The 18,735-nt window shown below is 71.4% G+C and carries 17 protein-coding genes and 1 pseudogene; 6 read left to right on the forward strand and 12 right to left on the reverse strand.

Going from position 1 to position 18,735, the window contains the following annotated elements; all coding sequences use genetic code 11:
* The first annotated feature begins 21 nt into the window (after positions 1-21).
* Positions 22-735 (forward strand): ABC transporter ATP-binding protein, encoded by a 714-nt coding sequence (locus Pma05_RS21775; RefSeq protein WP_203859320.1) that lies wholly within the window; start codon positions 22-24, stop codon positions 733-735.
* 80 nt (positions 736-815) lie between these two features.
* On the opposite strand, the gene Pma05_RS21780 is transcribed toward Pma05_RS21775, so the two are convergent.
* Entirely contained in the window at positions 816-1,025 is a 210-nt protein-coding gene (locus Pma05_RS21780) for a BldC family transcriptional regulator (RefSeq protein ID WP_007073996.1), read from the reverse strand.
* A 265-nt stretch (positions 1,026-1,290) separates the two neighbouring features.
* The gene (locus Pma05_RS21785) at positions 1,291-2,130 is read right to left on the reverse strand and encodes a DUF8083 family protein (protein ID WP_203859296.1); all 840 of its coding nucleotides are present in this window, start codon (positions 2,128-2,130) and stop codon (positions 1,291-1,293) included.
* A 276-nt stretch (positions 2,131-2,406) separates the two neighbouring features.
* Between Pma05_RS21785 and Pma05_RS21790 the strand changes: the two genes are divergently transcribed.
* Positions 2,407-3,489 carry a Glu/Leu/Phe/Val family dehydrogenase gene (locus Pma05_RS21790; protein WP_203859297.1) on the forward strand — a complete coding sequence of 361 codons (1,083 nt, stop codon included), beginning with the start codon at positions 2,407-2,409 and terminating at the stop codon, positions 3,487-3,489.
* Positions 3,490-3,831: 342 nt separating this feature from the next.
* A complete protein-coding gene (locus Pma05_RS21795) occupies positions 3,832-4,047 on the forward strand; it encodes a DUF3073 domain-containing protein (protein ID WP_203859298.1) in 216 nt (71 codons plus the stop codon).
* Positions 4,048-4,239: 192 nt separating this feature from the next.
* Here Pma05_RS21795 and amcA read toward each other — a convergent pair whose 3' ends face one another.
* From amcA to Pma05_RS21820, 5 genes are all read right to left on the reverse strand, one after another.
* Positions 4,240-4,479, reverse strand: coding sequence for a multiple cyclophane-containing RiPP AmcA (gene amcA / locus Pma05_RS21800; RefSeq protein ID WP_203859299.1), 240 nt, complete (start codon positions 4,477-4,479; stop codon positions 4,240-4,242).
* Complete coding sequence (gene amcB, locus Pma05_RS21805; protein ID WP_307836876.1) at positions 4,448-5,551, reverse strand: cyclophane-forming radical SAM peptide maturase AmcB; 1,104 nt, start codon at positions 5,549-5,551, stop codon at positions 4,448-4,450. Before amcB ends, amcA begins: the two co-directional genes overlap by 32 nt.
* Positions 5,552-5,777: 226 nt before the next feature.
* Positions 5,778-6,923: a phosphoribosylformylglycinamidine cyclo-ligase gene (purM, locus tag Pma05_RS21810; protein WP_203859301.1), complete on the reverse strand. Its 1,146-nt coding sequence runs from the start codon at positions 6,921-6,923 to the stop codon at positions 5,778-5,780.
* 144 nt (positions 6,924-7,067) lie between these two features.
* The gene (purF, locus tag Pma05_RS21815) at positions 7,068-8,633 is read right to left on the reverse strand and encodes an amidophosphoribosyltransferase (protein WP_203859302.1); all 1,566 of its coding nucleotides are present in this window, start codon (positions 8,631-8,633) and stop codon (positions 7,068-7,070) included.
* 151 nt (positions 8,634-8,784) lie between these two features.
* Entirely contained in the window at positions 8,785-9,138 is a 354-nt protein-coding gene (locus Pma05_RS21820; protein WP_203859303.1) for a sterol carrier family protein, read from the reverse strand.
* 263 nt (positions 9,139-9,401) lie between these two features.
* Between Pma05_RS21820 and Pma05_RS21825 the strand changes: the two genes are divergently transcribed.
* Positions 9,402-11,303 carry a carboxypeptidase regulatory-like domain-containing protein gene (locus Pma05_RS21825; protein ID WP_203859304.1) on the forward strand — a complete coding sequence of 634 codons (1,902 nt, stop codon included), beginning with the start codon at positions 9,402-9,404 and terminating at the stop codon, positions 11,301-11,303.
* A 173-nt stretch (positions 11,304-11,476) separates the two neighbouring features.
* On the opposite strand, the gene Pma05_RS21830 is transcribed toward Pma05_RS21825, so the two are convergent.
* The 4 genes and pseudogenes from Pma05_RS21830 to purS all read right to left on the reverse strand — a co-directional run bounded on the left by Pma05_RS21830 (position 11,477) and on the right by purS (position 16,324).
* Positions 11,477-12,253: a 2-phosphosulfolactate phosphatase gene (locus tag Pma05_RS21830; protein WP_203859321.1), complete on the reverse strand. Its 777-nt coding sequence runs from the start codon at positions 12,251-12,253 to the stop codon at positions 11,477-11,479.
* 602 nt (positions 12,254-12,855) lie between these two features.
* Positions 12,856-15,273 (reverse strand): annotated as a pseudogene (gene purL, locus Pma05_RS21835) (phosphoribosylformylglycinamidine synthase subunit PurL); the annotation flags it as partial.
* Between the two features lie 107 nt (positions 15,274-15,380).
* On the reverse strand, positions 15,381-16,064 hold the full coding sequence (gene purQ / locus Pma05_RS21840; protein ID WP_203859305.1) for a phosphoribosylformylglycinamidine synthase subunit PurQ: 684 nt from the start codon (positions 16,062-16,064) through the stop codon (positions 15,381-15,383).
* Positions 16,061-16,324, reverse strand: a complete 264-nt coding sequence (purS, locus tag Pma05_RS21845; protein ID WP_203859306.1) for a phosphoribosylformylglycinamidine synthase subunit PurS — start codon at positions 16,322-16,324, stop codon at positions 16,061-16,063. The genes purQ and purS overlap by 4 nt, the downstream gene beginning before the upstream one ends.
* Positions 16,325-16,703: 379 nt before the next feature.
* Between purS and Pma05_RS21850 the strand changes: the two genes are divergently transcribed.
* The gene (locus Pma05_RS21850) at positions 16,704-17,360 is read left to right on the forward strand and encodes a S1 family peptidase (RefSeq protein ID WP_372441524.1); all 657 of its coding nucleotides are present in this window, start codon (positions 16,704-16,706) and stop codon (positions 17,358-17,360) included.
* 227 nt (positions 17,361-17,587) lie between these two features.
* Positions 17,588-18,046, forward strand: a complete 459-nt coding sequence (locus Pma05_RS21855; protein WP_239312821.1) for a YbjQ family protein — start codon at positions 17,588-17,590, stop codon at positions 18,044-18,046.
* Between the two features lie 8 nt (positions 18,047-18,054).
* Here the strand turns inward: Pma05_RS21855 and Pma05_RS21860 are convergent, their stop codons facing one another.
* On the reverse strand, positions 18,055-18,579 hold the full coding sequence (locus Pma05_RS21860; protein ID WP_203859309.1) for a hypothetical protein: 525 nt from the start codon (positions 18,577-18,579) through the stop codon (positions 18,055-18,057).
* Between the last annotated feature and the right edge of the window lie 156 nt (positions 18,580-18,735).

Consider the following 18,735-nt stretch of genomic DNA (forward strand, 5'->3'; position numbering starts at 1 on the left):
AACGGCGAGAGGGGGCCGCTGGTGGCCGAGGAACTGGTCCGGGTCGAGGGGGTCGGGCGGGACTACGCCGCCGGCGACCGGGTGGTGCACGCGGTCCGGGAGGTCTCGTTCAGCGCCGCCCGGGGCGAGTTGGTGGCGATCCGGGGCCGGTCCGGCGCCGGCAAGACCACGCTACTCAACCTGGTCGGCGGCCTGGACCGGCCGAGCTACGGGCGGATCCACGTCGCCGGGCACGAGATCACCGCCGCCGGCAGCAACGAACTGCTGGAGCTGCGCCGCTCCACCATCGGCTTCGTCTTCCAGTCCTTCGGGCTGATCCCGATCCTGTCGGCGGCGGAGAACGTCGGCGTACCGCTGCGGCTGGCGAAGCGGCGCCGGGCCGAGCGGGAGGAGCGGGTGACGATGCTGCTCGAACTGGTCGGGCTGGGCGGCCAGGCGGCACAGCGCCCGTACGAGCTCTCCGGCGGCCAGCAGCAGCGGGTGGCGGTGGCCCGGGCGCTGGCGAACGATCCGGCGCTGCTGATCGCGGACGAGCCGACCGGTCAGCTCGACTCGGAGACGGGTCGTTCGATCATGGATCTGCTCCGCGCGCTGGTACACGCCCGGGGGATGACCGCGCTGGTGGCCACGCACGACCCGACCCTGATCGACCTGGCGGACCGGGTCCTGACGCTGCGCGACGGCCGGCTGGTCGACGGGGCGGCTCTGGAAGAGGCGGCGCTGACCGGGAGCTGACTCCCCGGACACATTTCAGGGGTGGGATTCGTACGCTCGTACGAGCCCCACCCCTGATCAGGTCGTTCGGTTTTCGGGTCTCAGTCGCCCTGCCGCTGCTGGGGGATCTGGCCCTGCAACAGGGCACGAACCTCCGACTCGCGGTAGCGACGGTGCCCGCCCAGCGTTCTGATCGCGCTGAGCTTCCCCGCCTTGGCCCACCGGGTCACGGTCTTCGGGTCGACACGGAACATCGACGCGACCTCTGCCGGCGTGAGTAGCGGCTCAGGTTCATGCGTACGCGATGCCATCGGTCACTCCTCCACAGGTGCCTATAGACATCGGCCGGGGTCCCGCCGGCCGACGCGTCTCCCATGGTCCGGCTAGTCCCCGATGTCCGACATGGGCCGAACGGCCGAAGGTCCCTGGATGGACGGATGAACAATGACCGATATATGGGCCTTTTTTATGCCAGAAAAAGACTTAACCGGACGGCCGATTGCCCCTCGTAACGCCGATATTACGAGGGGCATTCAGCTGTGTGCGCTCCCAATGGGCCCTGAGCCGCATTGTTCGCTAATTGCAACGCTCCAGTAACTGGACCGCCCGCCAGCGCGCCACCAGCTTCTCGTACGCCTCGGTGGCCGCGTCCGCGTCGCCCTTCGACAGTCCGGCCAGCCCGGCCGCGACCAGTTCCGGGGAGTCGTCGGCGGCCAGCGTCTCGTCCGGGAGCAGGTCGACCAGCCCGCCGTAGTCCAGCTCCACCACCGACCGGGGGTGAAACTCCTCCAGCCACCGGGCGCCCTCCTCGACCGCCTCGGTGATCGGCGCGTCCCCGACCGACTTGCGCAGCACCGACAGGCCCCGGGAGGCCCGCCGCCGGGCCTTGGAGATCTCGGTGCGGTAGCGCAGCACCCGCCGGTCCGGCCGGGTGGTCAGCTCCCGCTCCTCCGGGTCGACGAAGACGAACCAGCGCAGCGGCACCCCCCAGGTGGCGATCTGCTCGTGCAGCCTCGGCACCCCGTGCTCCAGCACCCGCGCCCCGCTGCGCCAGTCCTCCACCACCGCCTTCGCCTGGCCGGCCAGCACCGGTGGGACGAACGCGTCGGCCAACACCGGGGGTACGCCGTCCCGGGCGCTCAGCGCCGCCTCGGCGACCCGTACGCGCAGGTTCCAGGGGCAGACCAGCAGCGTGTCGTCAGCCTCCAGGACGTACGCCTCCTCGGGCAGGTCGGGCAGCCGGGTCCAGCCGGCACCGAGCGCCTCGATCACCGCCGTCCGCTGCCGTACCGGCCCCTCCAGCGGGGCCACCGCCCTGCCCTCCTTGACGTACCGACGCCAGAAGAGCTGCCGGTCCCGGTCGAAGGCGGTCAACGGTTCGTACACCCGCAGGTAGGAAGCGAAGAGCGACGGCACGGCGCGATCCTCCCACGAAACGAGAGTGGACTGTCTCCAGGATGTCCGATGAACCTTCTTCAAGCTTCCCCTGGATGCATCGTGACCGCAGGTGAGGGTCGGGTGCGGGCACCGCGCCGGCCAGCCGGAAAAAGATCCCACCGGCACTGGCCGCGATCCACCCTCGGGCCGATCGCGATTAGGCTCGGAGCAGGCCGGCACCATCCCCCGCCGGCACGCCGGGAGCCCCCTCCCGCCCGCATCCCACGAGGATGCCCACCTGATCAGGAGCGAGACATGGACGTATTCGCCAGTACCGACGGTCCGGAATCCGACGGCCACGAGCAGGTCGTGTTCTGCCAGGACAAGCAGACCGGGCTCAAGGCGATCATCGCCATCTACTCGACCGCGCTCGGCCCGGCGCTCGGCGGTACCCGGTTCTACCCGTACGCCACCGAGGCCGAGGCGCTGCACGACGTGCTCGACCTGTCCCGTGGCATGGCGTACAAGAACGCGCTCGCCGGGCTGGACCTGGGCGGCGGCAAGGCGGTCATCTGGGGCGACCCGGAGCGGATCAAGACCGAGCCGCTGCTGCGGGCGTACGGCCGCTTCGTCGAATCGCTGAACGGCCGCTACTACACCGCCTGCGACGTCGGCACCTACGTCGCCGACATGGACCTGGTCGCCCGGGAGACCCGCTTCGTGACCGGCCGCAGCGTCGAGCACGGCGGAGCCGGTGACTCGTCGGTGCTGACCGCCTGGGGCGTCTTCCAGGGGATGCGGGCCGCCGCCGAGCACACCTGGGGGGCGCCGACCCTGGCCGGGCGCCGGGTCGGGGTGTCCGGGCTCGGCAAGGTCGGCAAGCACCTGACCGGCCACCTGATCGACGACGGCGCCTCGGTGGTGGCGACCGACGTGAGCGAACGGGCGCTGGCCTGGGTCCGGCAGGCCCATCCGCAGGTCGACGTGGTCGCCGACACCCAGGCCCTGATCACCTCCGACATCGACGTGTACGCCCCCTGCGCCCTCGGCGGCGCCCTGGACGACGACACCGTGCCGGCGCTGCGCGCCTCGGTGGTGGTCGGTGCGGCCAACAACCAGCTCGCGCACCCGGGCATCGAGAAGCTGCTCGCTGACCGGGGCGTGCTGTACGCCCCCGACTACGTGGTCAACGCGGGCGGGGTGATCCAGGTCGCCGACGAGATCGAGGGCTTCAACTTCGAGCGGGCCAAGCTGCGGGCCACCCGGATCTTCGACACCACCCGGGAGATCCTGCGGCTGGCCGACGCCGAGGGAGTACCGCCGGCAGTCGCCGCCGACCGGCTCGCCGAGCGCCGGATGGCCGAGGTCGGCCGGCTGCGTACCATCCACCTGCGCTGACAGGTCTCCGTCCCCGGGGCGGGGCCGATTGGCGGGTACCGGCTCTGCGCCCCGGCCGGGACGGACCTCCGGTCGATTGCCGGGTAATCAGGCAGAAAGTACGCTGTACTGGACTGATGGGTCTGGAGGCCGCAAACAAGTCACGGCCGGGACAGGGTGGCACTCCTTACTGAGTAGAATGGGACCGCCCGTCGATGTCCGCGCGACGCGCGGGCACGGGCGGTGGTAACCCGAGGTGCCGAACCGGGGCATCCCCATGTACCGTAAGAGCCACGAGAGATGCCTGACGTCATCGGGGCCCGCCTTCGGGCTGCCCCGAATTCTGTGCGAGGGGGTCGAGCCATGGGGCGCGGCCGTGCTAAGGCCAAGCAGACTAAGGTCGCCCGGGAGTTGAAGTACCACTCCCCGAACACCGACCTCGCCGCCTTGCAGCGAGAACTCGGCGGCAGCCGCAAGTCGGACCACGACTTCGACGACGACTACAAAGAGTATGTCGACGACGATGACGAGGATCACGACGCGGACGACGACCGCGGTAACTGGTCGTCGACCCGCTGACCTCTGGTCACATCTGAGCACGCGGTAACACCGCGTGCTCACGCGTGTCCGAGTGCCTGCGGGCCGTACCGCCGATCGGGACGCCAACCGGTAAGGACCTGCCGGGGTCGGAGCCTGTCTCCGGCCCCGTCGGCAGGTCCTTACCGCTGGTCGTGACCGGTCGTCCGGCGCAGGTAAGGGCTTGTCCTCGGCTCAGCGCGGACGGTTGTTCCAGTTGTAGAACGTCGGGATGTTCTCGAAGTGGTTCCAGGCGCAGACCGCGCTCGCACCGTCCCCGCCGGTCGCCACCTCGGCCCGGAGCCGTCGCGCCTCCGCCGCCTCCCGCAGCAGGGTGGTGAGCCCGGCCCGAGCGCCCAGGACCCGGGCGGCCACCGGATCGTGCGGTCCGGCCTCGCCGGGCTCAGGCGGCCGTTGGCTCGTGGTCTCGGGCATGCTCCAACACTCCCTCTAGTAGACGGATCTTGCTGTTGCGGCAGTGGTTCGTCTCCGTACCGTCGAAACGCCCGTGTTCGAAGTAGCGGTTGGCGGCGTGTCCGCCTCCACAGAACCCGAAGTACGGGCAGCGGGCGCGGCAGGTCTCCACGCCGGCCAGGAACTCCCTCACCCACGGCGTCTGCCCGGCCGAGGCGAGAATGTCCCCCAGCGGGGTCTCCAGGACGTTTCCACTGGTGAAGTCGCCGTAGTCCGGGTCGGAGAAGCCGGCCAGCTCGGGGGAGAGCAGCACCACCGAGCCGTCGTAGCCGATGGTCGGGATGGGGTCGAGCTGCCGGGGCAGGACGTCGTCCTCGGCACCGTCGAGGACGGCAGCCGCGTACCGCAGCGACCACTCGACCTCCCGGAGGTGGATCCGGGGGTCCCGGCGCCAGGCGGCGACCAGCTCCGCCCAGAAGCCGCTGACCAGCTCGGCCGGGTGGGCGTTGCGCCGGGTGTTCACCCCCTCCGTCTCCTCGATGTTGATCCCGAGCACGTCACAGCCGAGGTCGAGGAAGTAGTCGTACAGCTCGGTGGCGAGTCCGGGCTCCGGCCGGCCCACCACACAGAGCGCCGAGTACGCGATCCCGTGCCGGCGCAGCGCCTCGACACCGGCCATGATCCGGTCGTACGACGGCTGGCCGCCCCGGCCGACCCGCTCCCGGTTGCGTTCCCGGGGCCCGTCGACGCTGACGCTGACCCGGATCCGGTGCGTGGCGAAGAACTCGCACCAGGCGTCGTCGATCAACGTCGCGTTGGTCTGCACGTGGTGCTCGACCGACGGGTCGAAGGGCGCCAGCAGGGCCGCCAGGTGCTCCCGCCCGGCGGCGAGCGGCTCGCCACCGTGCCAGACCACCGAGAACCGCCCCTGCCGGGCCCAGTCGTTGACCGGACCGGCCACCGCAGCGGCCACCGGTACCGTCATCCGGCGGTCCGCCGCCCGCAGCGGAAGATAGCAGTACGCACAATCGAGATTACAGAGAGTGGTCGGCTGCATGACCACGTAGCTGGGGACCGCGGCGATCCCCCGCATGCCGGAAAACTCCTGTCCACGGACTGCCATGGCCCTCCTCCCCCGCGTCTGAGGTGCCCCTCAGGCTAGGTGGCGGTAGCCACCCGGTGAAGTCCTGACCAGGTATGCCGAGAATCACGGGCAAATATCGCGGATGCGGGTTTTGGCGTTTTTGTTGTGCTCGGACCGGCGTCGCACCCCGGCTGGCAGGGTCGCACCCCGGGTGGCCGCCGGATCGTACGCCGGGTCAGCCCCGGGTGTGCTGGCCGATCATGTGCACCTCGCCGGTGCCCTCGATGATCTCACCGGCCTGCCACGCCTCGACGCCTCGGCCGGTCAGGCAGGCCAGCGCCCGGTCGGCGTCCTCGGCCGACACGATGGCGAACATGCCCACGCCCATGTTGAAGGTGGACTCCATGTCCTGGTCTTCGATCCGGCCCTTGGCCTGGACGAGGTCGAAGATCGGCTGCGGTCGCCAGGTGGCCCGGTTGACCACCGCGTCGACGTGGTCGGGGAGTACCCGGACCAGGTTGCCGGGGATGCCGCCGCCGGTGACGTGCGCCAGGGCGCGTACCTCGGCCTCGGCGATCAGCTTCAGGCAGTCCTGCGCGTAGATCTTGGTCGGGGTCAGCAGCTCCTCGCCCAGGGTGCGCTGCTTGCCGAAGTCCTCGATCACACTGTCCAGCCGCATCCGGCCGGCGCCGAGCAGCACGTGCCGGACCAGGGAGTAGCCGTTGGAGTGCAGGCCGGACGAGCCCATCGCGATCACGACGTCGCCGACCTCGACCCGCTCCGGGCGGAGGATCTCGCTCTCCTCCACCACACCCACACCGGTCGCCGAGACGTCGTACTCGTCGGGACGCAGCACGCCCGGGTGCTCGGCGGTCTCGCCACCGAGCAGCGCGCAGCCGGCGTACCGGCAGCCGTCGGCGATGCCGGCGCCGATCTCGGCGACCTTGTCCGGTACGACCTCGCCGCAGGCGATGTAGTCGAGCAGGAAGAGCGGCTCGGCACCGCAGGCGACCAGGTCGTCCACCACCATCGCCACCAGGTCGATGCCGACGGTGTCGTGGATGTCCATCTGCTGCGCGATGACCAGCTTGGTGCCGACCCCGTCGGTCGAGGAGGCGAGGATCGGGTTGCGGTATTTCTGGGTGTCCAACCGGAACAGGCCGGCGAAGCCGCCGATGTCGCCCATCACCTCGGGGCGCCGGGTGCCCTGCACCTTCGGCCGGAGCAGTTCGACCGCGCGCTCACCGGCGTGGATCGAGACGCCGGCGTCCGCGTACGACACGGTGCGCTTGCGACCGGACCGACCCATACCCGCCGTCCAGGGCTGATGGGTGCCACCCGGGCCGCTTCCTGCACCACTGCGCTCGGTCACGTGCGTCACGGTTCTCCCCTTAGTGGTTCTCGCGGCTGGCCGCGTCGGTCGCGGTCGAGGATCGCTCGACTTCGTGCTGCCCGGCCGGATGTGTCCGGTTGGGCCGGTCCTGTCGCCGGGCGTCGTGCCCATGAGCCGCGCCCGACGTGGTGCCTACGCGTGCGACGACACCTCGCCGCCACTGGAACTGCTCACGAACGGCTGACCGCCCGGACCGCGGGTGGCCCCGGCCGAGGCCACCTCCTCCGCCCCCGCGCCGGCGACCCGGCGGTCAACTCCTTCGAGTACGTGCTTGCCGATCAGGTTTCCCGCCGGCAACTCGATCGGGTATTCGCCGTCGAAGCAGGCCCGACAGAGCCGGGTCTTCGGCTGCTCGGTGGCCGCGATGAGACCGGCCAGCGAGACGTACCCGAGGCTGTCCGACCCGATCGACCGACGGATGCCCTCGTTGTCCAGCCCGTTGGCGAGCAGCTCCGCCCGGGTGGCGAAGTCGATGCCGTAGAAGCAGGGCCAGTTGACCGGCGGTGAGGAGATCCGGACGTGCACCTCCAGCGCGCCGGCCTCGCGCAGCATCCGGACGATCGCCCGCTGGGTGTTGCCCCGCACGATCGAGTCGTCCACGACGACCACGCGCTTGCCCCGGACGTTCTCCCGGAGCGGGTTGAGTTTGAGCCGGATGCCGAGCTGGCGGAGCGTCTGCGACGGCTGGATGAAGGTGCGCCCGACGTACGGGTTCTTCATCAGGCCGGCGCCGTAGGTGATGCCGGACTCCTCCGCGTAGCCGATCGCGGCCGGAGTCCCGGACTCCGGGACCGGGATCACCAGGTCGGCCTCGACCGGGTGCTCCCGGGCGAGCCGCCGGCCGATGCCGACCCGGGCGGCATGGATGTTGCGGCCGGCGATCGTGGTGTCCGGCCGGGCGATGTAGACGTACTCGAAGAGACAGCCCTTCGGCTCCGGCGCGGCGAACCGGGCGGACCGCAGGCCGTGCTCGTCGATGGCGATCAGCTCGCCGGGCTCGACCTCGCGGACCACGCTCGCCCCGACGATGTCCAGCGCGGCGGTCTCGCTCGCCACCACCCAGCCGCGCTCCAGCCGGCCGAGCACCAGCGGACGGACCCCGTGCGGGTCACGGGCGGCGTAGAGGGTGGTCTCGTCCATGAAGACGAAGCTGAACGCGCCGCGCAGGGTCGGCAGCACCTCCAGCGCGGCGGCCTCGACCGAGAGGTCGGGGCGGCTGGCCAGCAGCGTGGTCACCAGGGCGGTGTCGGAGGTCGACCCGTCCGAGTCCATGCCGCGCTCGATCGCGTCCCGGGCCAGCTCGGCGGTGTTGACCAGGTTGCCGTTGTGTGCCAGCGCGATCGTGGTGCCCGCCGTGTTGGCCCGGATGGTCGGTTGGGCGTTTTCCCAGGTCGAGCCGCCGGTGGTGGAGTATCGGGTGTGCCCGATCGCCAGGTGACCGCGCAGGCTCGCCAGCGTCGGCTCGTCGAAGACCTGGGCGACCAGGCCGAGATCCTTGTAGACCACCACGCCCGACCCGTCGCTGACGGCGATGCCGGCAGCCTCCTGACCCCGGTGCTGGAGCGCGTAGAGACCGAAGTAGGTGAGCTTCGCCACCTCTTCGCCCGGCGCCCAGACTCCGAAAACGCCGCACGCGTCCTGCGGACCGGGTCGTTGGGGGTCGAGGTCATGGCTCAACCGGCCGTCGCCTCGGGGCACCTGCCGCTCCCTCTTGCTGATCTGCTCGGACTCGCCTGTCGCCCGGGTGATTTCGGGTTCCGTCGACTCAGACAGTGTACGCGAACCGCAGCCGACACAGAGAGCCACGTTATGGCGCCCGTAAGTGACGGATGGTGATGGAAGAGTGCGACTAAATGGGAAGATAAGGGGAGATATCCGAACGATTGCCGCTGGTTTGCAGCAGACCCTCGTCGACCGCCGCTGACCACGACATCCGCCCGGTCGCCAGCCGGATCCACGTCTCCGGTGCCATCTCCACCACGTTCGGCGGCGTGCCACGGGTATGTCGCGGCCCGACACAACACTGGATCGCCCCATAGGGTGGCACCCGGACCTCCACCGCCCGCCCCGGCGCCGCGCGGGACAGATCGCTCAGTAGGGTACGGACGGCGTCACGCAGCGTCGTCCGATCCGGCGTACGGCCGGCGTCGAGGTCCGCCAGCGCGGCCGTGACCGCTGCGGACTTATTGTGCGGAGAGGACACCTCGGGACGATACGATCCGGCTTCGTGGCATTTTTCGGCGCCCCTGGGTCGCGCTCATCCGGTCGGACAAGGCATAGTTGCCGACGGTGTAGTCGTATGGGTTGATCCCCGCCGACGACGGGTCGGCGGTGGAGCCCCGGAAGGCGGTGGATGTGACAGCACACCGACGAGCCTGGATCTCCCGGGCCGGTGTGGTCGTGGCGCTGGCAGCCAGCGCTGTATTCGCTCTCCCCACCACACCAGCATTGGCTGACGACCCAACAGTGAGCATCACCGGGGTTAACGCCAGCCTCAACGCCGGGCAGGCGACCACGCTCAACTTCAGCGTCAAGAACAACAACAGCGGTGGTCTGCTGGGCGGGGAGACCTCGTTCGACATCAGCGTGACCAGCACCTTCAACGAGTTGCAGTGCCAGGGCAACTGCGACGTCAGGGACACGATCGGATTCGGCGACACAAAGGCATACAGCGTCACGCTGCGTGCCGGGAACGTCGCGGCCGGTCAGAGTCGGTCCGGCAATGTCCGGGTCACCGCCAACGTCGGCAATGACAGCGCCGCGGCCCAGCGGAACATCACGGTGCGCGGGCCGGAGGCGCCGCCGCCGGCGCAGACGGTTGCCGAGGTGTCGGGGCGGATCACCAACGAGGCCACCGGTGACGGGGTGCCCAACGCCAGCGTCCGGCTCACCGACGGGCAGGGTCGTACGCACAGCGCGACCACGAGCAGCAACGGCAACTACCGGTTCACCGGCTCGCAGGACCGGCCGATCGCGCCGGGACGGCTCCAGATCCGGGCCACCAAGGACGGCATCACCGACACCAAGGACGTGACCGCCAACGCCGGCGCCCGGATCAACAACCAGGGCATCCAGCTCGCCCTGGCCGGTGCGCCGACCGCGACGCCGGACGTCTCGGCGGAGCCGACCGATGACGCCGCCGAGGACGAGCCGACCGATGACGCCGGCGCCGAGGAGAGCCAGGACGCGGGCGCGCCGGACCAGGCCGCCAACGAGGATTCCGGCGGCGGTCTCGGGTCATGGGTGCTGATCCTGGCCGGCGGTCTGCTGGTCGCGCTCGGTGTCGGCGCGATCGTGCTGCTGCTGATGCGCCGCAAGGAAGACGGCGGCGATGACGACGAGGACGGACCGGGCGGGCCGGGGCCACGGGGCGCCGGGGCCGGCCGGGGCGGTTACCGGGACGACGATGCGACCCGGGTCACCAACCGCGCCGGTGCCGGAGCCGACCCGACGATGGTCAACCGGGGCGGCAACCTGGCCGACGCACCGACCATGATGCACAGTGCTCCGCTCGTCGACGACGAGTTCCCGGACCCGTACGGTGCGCCGCTGCCCGGGCCGCAGACGCCGGGTTACGGCGGCGGCGGACAGCAGGGCTGGGGCAACAACGCCAACGGCTACGGTGACCGGCCCGGCTCGGGCGCCGGGGCGTACGGCAACGCACCTGGTTCGGGTGCCGGCTATGGTGCACCCGCCTCCGGGGCCGGCTACGGCAACGCTCCCGGATCGGGTGCCGGCTACGGTGCACCGGTCTCCGGCAGCGGCGGATACTCCGCCAACGGTTCTGCCGGCTACGACGACGGATACGACGAGCCGACCGGCCGCTACACCGGTGGCCGGGGCGGCACCGACGAGTACGCCCCGGCGGCCGACCCGTACGAGACCAACGCCTACCGTCCGTCCTCGGGTGCCGGCCAGGGTGGCTACGAGCCCACCCAGCAGTACGGCCGGGACGACGACGGCTACGACGCCGGAGGTTACGGCGCGGCGGGCCGGGGCGGCTACGGCGACGAGCCGCGCACCGGTGCCGGGTACGACCGTGCCGACGACGGGTACGACCAGCAGCAGGGCTACGACACCCGGGCCGGCGGCTACGACCAGCAGCAGGGCTACGACGCCGACCGGGGCGGCTACGACCAGCCGACCACCGGTGGCGGCTACGACCAGCGGCGCGGTGGCTACCAGGACCAGAACGGCTACGACGACCGCGCTGGCCAGAACGGCTACGACGACCGTGCCGGCTACGACCAGCAGCAGCAGGCTGGCGGTTACTACGACGACGCGCCGCAGGCCGGGCACAGCCGGTCCGGTGCGCCGCAGCAGCCGAGCCGTTCGGAGCGCCGCTCACTCGACTGGTTGGACGACTGACCGAGTCGACCCGCACGACGTAAACCCGCAGGGGCCCGGTTCGCGATGGCGAGCCGGGCCCCTGCCGGTTCTCAGCACCGCGTGCCGACCCGCACCTCGACAGGAAAGACCGCACCTCGACGGGAAAGACAGGGCCTCGGCGGGAAAGCGGGCCTCGACGGGAAAGGTCCTGCTCAGGCCGGCGAGTAGACGCCGTTGCGGAGTACCGGCACCACGTCGGAGACGCCGACCTGGACCGCGATCTCGACGTCCTGGCCGAATCCCCGGGTCACGAGTTCCCGCCCCGAGACGCTGCCCCGGACCGCCGCCGGTACGTCGGGAAGGCTGTTCAGCGCGGCCAGCGCCAGCGCCGCCTCGACGGAGAGCCCACCGGACACCGTGGAGAGTGCGTCCAGTACGGCCGCAGCGCCGAGCTGGTCCTCGACGGCGGGCCGGAGACTCTCGTCCGGCCAGCGTTCCCCCGCCGCCACGATGCCGATCGGTGCCGTGGTCGAGCCGTACCCCTGGGCGAGGAGCCAGCGCCCGACGGCGGTGGCGTTACGCAGGCAGGCCGCCACCACCGGCAGCCCGGTGGCGCTGGCGGCGGCACTGATCGCCGAACCGTTCGGGGACGGCAACACCAGCTCCGGTACGACCGGAGCGGTGTGCAGGGCTGCCGGGGAGAGCGACCAGGGATGGTCCGGCGTCACCGCGCGACGACCGACGGCGGCCACCGCGCCGACCCGGGTGGCGTACTCGGCGGCCTGGGCGCCCCAGGGGAACGGGTGCACCCGCATCCCCCGGGCGACCGCCACCTCGACGGACGTGGTGAAGGAGAGTACGTCCACCACCACCAGCACCGCGCAGACCCGGCTCAGCTCGGCCGCGCCGGCCAGCCCCCAGTCCAGCCTGGCGCCGGTACCGGGCTGGGCGTAGACCGACTCCGCCGAGTCGTCCGATGGTCCGGTCAGCTCCGTCACGATGCGGTTCCTTCGCCACCGGAAGATCCGACCGCCGCGCAGTCGGATCAATCCGTCGGGCGATCTCCGGCGTCGGTCCGGGCCGCCGCCTCCTGGTCCCCGGCAGCGGTGCTCGAAGCGCCGTCACCCGAGACCTTAGCGCCGGGAGCGGCATCGCCAGCCGCAGCGGCGGCGTCCGGACCGGCGGCTCCGTCCGGGCTGGCAGTGGCCGCGTCCGGGCTGGCAGCTTCGTCCGGGCCGGCAGCGGCGGCGTCCGGGCTGGCAGTGGCCGCGCTCGGGCTGGCAGCTTCGTCCGGGTTGGCAGTGGCTGTGTCCGGGTTGGCAGCGGTGGTCGAAGCGGCGTCACCCGAGGCCGCAGCGCCACGAGCGGCGTCACCCGAAGCGGCGGTGGCCGGAGCGGCGTCGCCCGGAGCGGCGGGGGCTTCGTCCGGGCCGGCAGCGGCGGCGGGACCGGCGGCCGGCGCGGACGCGGCACCGTCGGAACCCACCGGCTCGGCGCGGTCGGCACCGTCCGGCCCGGCCGGGGCGGTGCCGACAATCGGGTCGGTGTCGCCCTGGTCGGACCCGGTCGGCTCGGCGTCCGGCGTACTCGTCCCGGTCGCGACGGACTCGGCCAGCGTCGCCGCGCCCTCGCCGAACAGGCCCGGCAGGGTGGCGCTGTGGGCCGCACGCAGCTCCGGCAGGCCGATCGTGAACTGGTCCCGGATCTCCAGCTCGTTGCCGGCGGTGTCGGTGACCCCGATCAGGGTCCACGACACGCCCCGCTCGACGCAGAGCGCGGTGAACGCCTTCTCGTGCCCGCGCGGCACCGCCACCATCGCCCGGCCGGCCGACTCGCTGAACAGGAAGACGAACGGCATCGAGCCGGCGGTGAAGCCCTCCGGCAGGGCGATCCGGGCGCCGACACCGTGCCGGAGGCTGGACTCGACCAGCGCCTGGGCGAGGCCACCGTCGGAGAGGTCATGGGCGGAGCGCAGGTGCCCGACCCGGGCCGCCTCGGCGATCAGCTCGGCGAGGCTGCGCTCGGCCGCCAGGTTGACCTTCGGCGGTACCCCGCCGAGGTGCTCGTGGGTGACCCAGGCCCACTCGGAGCCGGAGAGCTCCAGCCGGGTCTCGCCGAGCAGGAAGATCAGGTCGTGGTCGTTCCCGGTGGTCCGGGCGAAGCCCATCGGCACCCGCTCGGCGACGTCGTCCAGCACCCCGAGCACCCCGACGACCGGGGTGGGGTGGATCGCCGCCGCGCCCGTCTGGTTGTAGAAGCTGACGTTGCCACCGGTGACCGGGATGCCCAGCTCGGCGCAGCCATCGGCGAGTCCGCGTACGGCCTCGGCGAACTGCCACATCACGCCCGGGTCCTCCGGCGAGCCGAAGTTGAGGCAGTCGGTCACCGCGACCGGCTTCGCGCCGGTCACCGCCACGTTCCGGTACGCCTCGGCGAGCGCCAGCTTCGCACCGTGGTACGGGTCGAGCCGGGTGTACCGGCCGTTGCCGTCGACCGAGATGGCGACGCCCAGCCCGGACCGCTCGTCGATCCGGATGACCCCGGCGTCCTCCGGCTGCGCCAGCACGGTGTTGCCGAGCACGTACCGGTCGTACTGCTCGGTGACCCAGGTCTTGTCGCAGAGGTTCGGCGAGGCGATCATCCGGAGCAGGGTCTCCCGGAGCGCCTCGGCGGTGGCCGGTCGGGGCAGCGTCTCGGCCCGGTCCGCCTGGAGCAGGATCAGGTCGGCCGGCTCCCGCATCGGGCGGGCGTAGACCGGGCCGTCGTCCACCAGCGACCCCGGTGGCACGTCGACCACGGTGTGCCCCTGCCAGGTGACCAGCAGCCGGCCCGGCCCGGAGCCCTCCGGGGCGCCGGTCACCTCGCCGATCGCGCTGGCTGGTACGCCCCACTTCTCGGCGATCCGGAGCACCGCGTCGAGCTTCTCCGGGGCGACGATCAGCAGCATCCGCTCCTGCGACTCGCTGGCCAGGATCTCGTGCGGCTGCATCGACGCCTCGCGCAGCTCCACCCGCTCCAGCCAGACCCGCATGCCGGTGCCGGCCGCGGCGGCGGTCTCGGTGAGCGCGCAGGTCAGCCCGGCGCCGCCGAGATCCTGGATGCCGACGACGAGCTGGGCGTCGTAAAGCTCCAGGCACGCCTCGATCAGCAGCTTCTCCATGAACGGGTCGCCGACCTGCACCGACGGGCGACGCTGCGCGCTGCCGTCGTCGAAGGTGGCGCTGGCCAGTACGGAGACTCCGCCGATGCCGTCCCGGCCGGTCTTGGCGCCGAGCAGCACCACGACGTTGCCCGGGCCGGCGGCGGCCTTGTTCTGCAACCGCTGCACCGGGAGTACCCCGAGGCAGAGCGCGTTGACCAGCGGGTTGCCCTGGTAGCAGGCGTCGAAGACGACCTCGCCGCCGATGTTTGGCAGCCCGAGCGAGTTGCCGTACGTGCCGATCCCGGCGACGACACCGGGGAGTACCCGGGCGGTGTCGGGGTGGTCGGCGGCGCCGAACCGCAGCGGGTCCATCACCGCGACCGGTCGGGCACCCATCGCCAGGATGTCCCGGACGATCCCGCCGACGCCGGTCGCCGCGCCCTGGTGCGGCTCGACGAAGCTCGGGTGGTTGTGCGACTCGACCTTGAAGGTCACCGCGAGCTGCTCGGAGATCTGGATCACCCCGGCGTTCTCGCCGATGCCGGCCAGCATCCGGTCGCTCGGCGGGGCCTTCTCGCCGAACTGCCGCAGGTGCACCTTGCTCGACTTGTAGGAGCAGTGCTCGCTCCACATGATCGAGTACATCGCCAGCTCGGACTGGGTGGGGCGGCGGCGGAGGATCTGCCGGATCCGGTCGTACTCGTCGTCGCGCAGGCCCAGCTCGGCGTAGGGCTGGAGGTCGCCGGGGGTGGCCGTCGCGTTCGACACGGTGTCCAGGCCGCCGGGGTAGCCGTTCACCGGCAGCTCCGCGGCGCCGCCGCCGACCGGCACCGCCTCAGCGGGTACCGGCGACTCCGGCGATGCCATCCTGGCCACCGCGTCGACGGCCGAGAGGGGTACCGGGGCGGGATCGGGTGCCGAGGGGTGGTCGGCGAGGGCGGGCTCTGGCTGGCCCATGACCTCACTCCGTTCGATCATGCGGGCACTCCCGCGAGGTGCTTGAGGATCGACGTGAAGAAACCGAGCCCGTCGAGGGAGGGACCGGTCAGCGCCTCCACGGCGTGCTCCGGGTGCGGCATCAGCCCGACCACGTTGCCGGCCTCGTTGCTGATGCCCGCGATGTCCCGCAGTGAGCCGTTCGGGTTGCCGCCCAGATAGCGGGCCACGACCCGGCCGGTCGCCTCCAGCTCGTCGAGGGTGCGCTCGTCGGCGACGTAGCAGCCCTCGCCGTTCTTCACCGGGATCAGGATCTCCTGCCCAGGCTGGTACGCGTTGGTCCAGGCGGTGCCCGCCGACTCGATCCGCAGCACCTGGTCGCGGTTGCGGAAGTGCAGGTGCTGGTTGCGGGTCAGCGCGCCGGGCAGCAGGTGTGCCTCGCAGAGGATCTGGAACCCGTTGCAGATGCCGAGTACCGGCAGGCCGGCCCGGGCACCGGCGGCGATCGTCCCCATCACCGGGGCGAACCGGGCGATGGCGCCACAGCGCAGGTAGTCGCCGTAGGAGAAGCCACCGGGCAGCACCACGGCGTCGACGCCGTGCAGGTCAGGGTCGTCGTGCCAGAGCGACACCACCTCGGCGCCGGCGATCCGGGCGGCCCGGGCCGCGTCACGGTCGTCCAGCGATCCGGGGAACGTCACCACGCCGATCCGGGCGGTCATGGATTGCTCTCCCCGGCGTGGCCGGCATCGGCCACCCGGACCGAGAAGTCCTCGATCACCGGGTTGGCCAGCAGCTTGTCCGCGATCTCCCGAGCCCGGTCCAGGTCCGGCTGGCCGGTGAACTCGATCTCGATCCGCCGACCGATACGCACGGAGGACACGTCCGTGACTCCGAGCCTCGGCAGCGCATTCGCGACGGCCTGGCCCTGGGGATCGAGAATCTCCGGCTTGAGCATGACGTCGACGACGACGCGAGGCACTGGGCACTCCTGACTGTGTACGCAGTTGGGTGCCGGCCCACGAAGGGGCGAGCGGAGCCAGCGTACCCGGCCGACCAGCCAGTTGATGCACGGGCCGGCGCGTCGATGCCCTGCGGGAACCCCCGGTGCCCGCCGGGTGCCTCCGGTGCACCCGGTCACCCGTCGGGGAGGGTCGGAAACCGACCGCAGAGGTTCACCCTTGTGAATAGGTGACGAACGGCTTAGCGTGTGGCGTCAAACGTCCGGTCCTCGACACCGAACGTTGACCGTCCGAATCCGTACGGCGGACATCCTCCCGCCTACGGCGGCTCAACCGACCCGGTGACCCCGGGTAACCCCCCGGAAGGAGCCCCCTGTGCGTCTTCGCCGAACCCTGGTGATGCTCGCCACCGCACTGGCCGGCGCGCTCGTCGCGCCGTCCGTCGCCTCTGCCGCCCCGGTCACCCCCTTCATCATCGGTGGCGGCACCGTCTCCTCGGCCCCGTGGGCCGCGGCCGTGTTCAGCAACGGCTCGTTCACCTGCTCCGGCACCATCATCGCGGCCCGCTGGGTGCTCACCGCCCGGCACTGCGTCAGCGGCACGATGTCGGTGCGGGTCGGCAGCGTCAACCGGACCTCCGGCGGCGTCACCAGCGGCGTGTCCGCCAGCTACGCCCGCTACGACCTGGCGTTGCTCAACCTGTCCACCTCGATCAGCACCAGTTACATGCCCCTGTCCAGCAGCTACCCGCCGGTCAACTCCACCAACTCGATCTACGGGTGGGGCATGACCTGCTACAGCGGCTGCTCGGCGTCCACCACGCTGAAGACCGCCACCGTGCAGGTGACCAGCACGAACGTCACCGACGCGTACGGCGGGCGGGCGATCCGCAGCACCCGGGTCAACGGCAACGCCTGGCGCGGTGACTCCGGTGGCCCACAGGTCTACAACGGCGCCCAGGTGGGCGTCGCGTCCACCGCCGACGGCGTGAGCATCCAGAACTACGGCAGCGTCGCCTACAACCGTTCCTGGATCACCTCCGTCTCCGGCGTCTAGGCACCACTCCCACCCTCCTCAGGGGTATGGCGCGGACGTTCCAACTGCGATGGGACGTCCGCGCCGCGCCGTTTCCGTCAACTCCGCCAACTCCGCTCCGTTTGGCGGCGAGGGGACCGGTGTCGGGCTCCCGAGGCCCTTTCGCGGCAGCCGCGCCGTTTCGCAAACTGGAGCGATGTGAACAGCCCTCGCAAAACGGCCGGCCCCGACTCTGCCAGCATCAGGTTGTGCTGGTCGTGACGACGGATCACCTACCGGGGTACGAGATCCGCGCAGTACTCGGCGAGGTCGTATCTTCCCAGGCCCGAACCCGGAACCCGTACCGGGAAGGCGTGAAGAACCTCCGTGGTGGCGCCTATGACCCCAAGGCGCCGGAGAACCTCACCCGCTGGCGTACCGACGCCGTGCAGAAGTTGGGTGAGGAAGCCACCCGGCTCGGCGCGAACGCGGTGATCGGGATGCGGTTCGACCACCGCGAGGTCGGCGAGATGTGGATGGAGCTGTGCGCCTACGGCACGGCGGTGGTCGCCGTCCGGCAGCCACCGGAGCATCCACCCGCCGACCAGCCGAAGGTCGCCGCCGAGACGGCGCACCTGGCGGAGCCGCTGGACTCCGGGGCAATCGCCGAGGCGCCCAGCGCGCCGGACCTCGGCAGCGCCGCCGGCACCCCGACACCCCGGAACTGACGCCGGCCTCACCGGCGGTCCGGCTCTTCCTCGGGTACGCAGCGGAGCAGGATCCGCCGCGTCGAGCCCATGCCGTACCGGTCGACGTCGCTGGAGAGTTCCGCCACCTCACGCAGTACCGGCCCGATCGCCACCCCGGCCGCCGTCGCCTCCCGGCACAGCTCGGTGAGGTTCAGCAGTTCGTCACGGGTGTCGAGGCCCTGGTCGCGGGCCGAGATCAGCAGCAGTTGGCGCCGGAACCGCTCCGCCGTGTCGGCCGGGAACGACATCCCGACTCCCCACTGGAACGACCGGTGATTCCGGAACAGCCCCCGGATCGCCGTACGCGTCGACTCGTCCCCTTCGGCGTACCGGGTGAGGAGCGCGGCCAGCACGACGGCCGCCTCGTCGGCGACACCGGCCTGCTCGGCTGCGGGTGGCTCCTCGAGCAGCCGGTCCGCCCATCCCGGGTCGGAGAGGTCGACGGGACGGTTGGCGATCGGCGCGATCGCGCGGTCCAGCCGGGACACCCGGGCGGCCAGGTCGTCGAGCATGACCACAGTGTGCGGCCCGGCCGCCAACGGGCCGACGACTCGACGCGGCGGGCCACCACCGCCGGCTCAGAGGACAGGCGGCTCAGAGGACAGGCGGCTCAGAGGACAGGCGGCTCAGAGGACAGGCGGCTCAGAGGACAGGCGGCTCAGAGGATC

The organism is Plantactinospora mayteni, assembly GCF_016862935.1.
In the GTDB taxonomy this organism is placed as follows: domain Bacteria; phylum Actinomycetota; class Actinomycetes; order Mycobacteriales; family Micromonosporaceae; genus Plantactinospora; species Plantactinospora mayteni.

Coding starts and splice junctions, on each gene's coding strand:
- Pma05_RS21780 (WP_007073996.1), bottom strand. CDS start 1,025: ATGGCATCGCGTACGCATGAACCTGAGCCGCTACTCACGCCGGCAGAG.
- amcB (WP_307836876.1), bottom strand. CDS start 5,551: ATGCGGGGGATCGCCGCGGTCCCCAGCTACGTGGTCATGCAGCCGACC.
- Pma05_RS21790 (WP_203859297.1), top strand. CDS start 2,407: ATGGACGTATTCGCCAGTACCGACGGTCCGGAATCCGACGGCCACGAG.
- purQ (WP_203859305.1), bottom strand. CDS start 16,064: ATGACCGCCCGGATCGGCGTGGTGACGTTCCCCGGATCGCTGGACGAC.
- amcA (WP_203859299.1), bottom strand. CDS start 4,479: ATGCCCGAGACCACGAGCCAACGGCCGCCTGAGCCCGGCGAGGCCGGA.
- Pma05_RS21860 (WP_203859309.1), bottom strand. CDS start 18,579: ATGCTCGACGACCTGGCCGCCCGGGTGTCCCGGCTGGACCGCGCGATC.
- Pma05_RS21850 (WP_372441524.1), top strand. CDS start 16,704: ATGCTCGCCACCGCACTGGCCGGCGCGCTCGTCGCGCCGTCCGTCGCC.
- Pma05_RS21795 (WP_203859298.1), top strand. CDS start 3,832: ATGGGGCGCGGCCGTGCTAAGGCCAAGCAGACTAAGGTCGCCCGGGAG.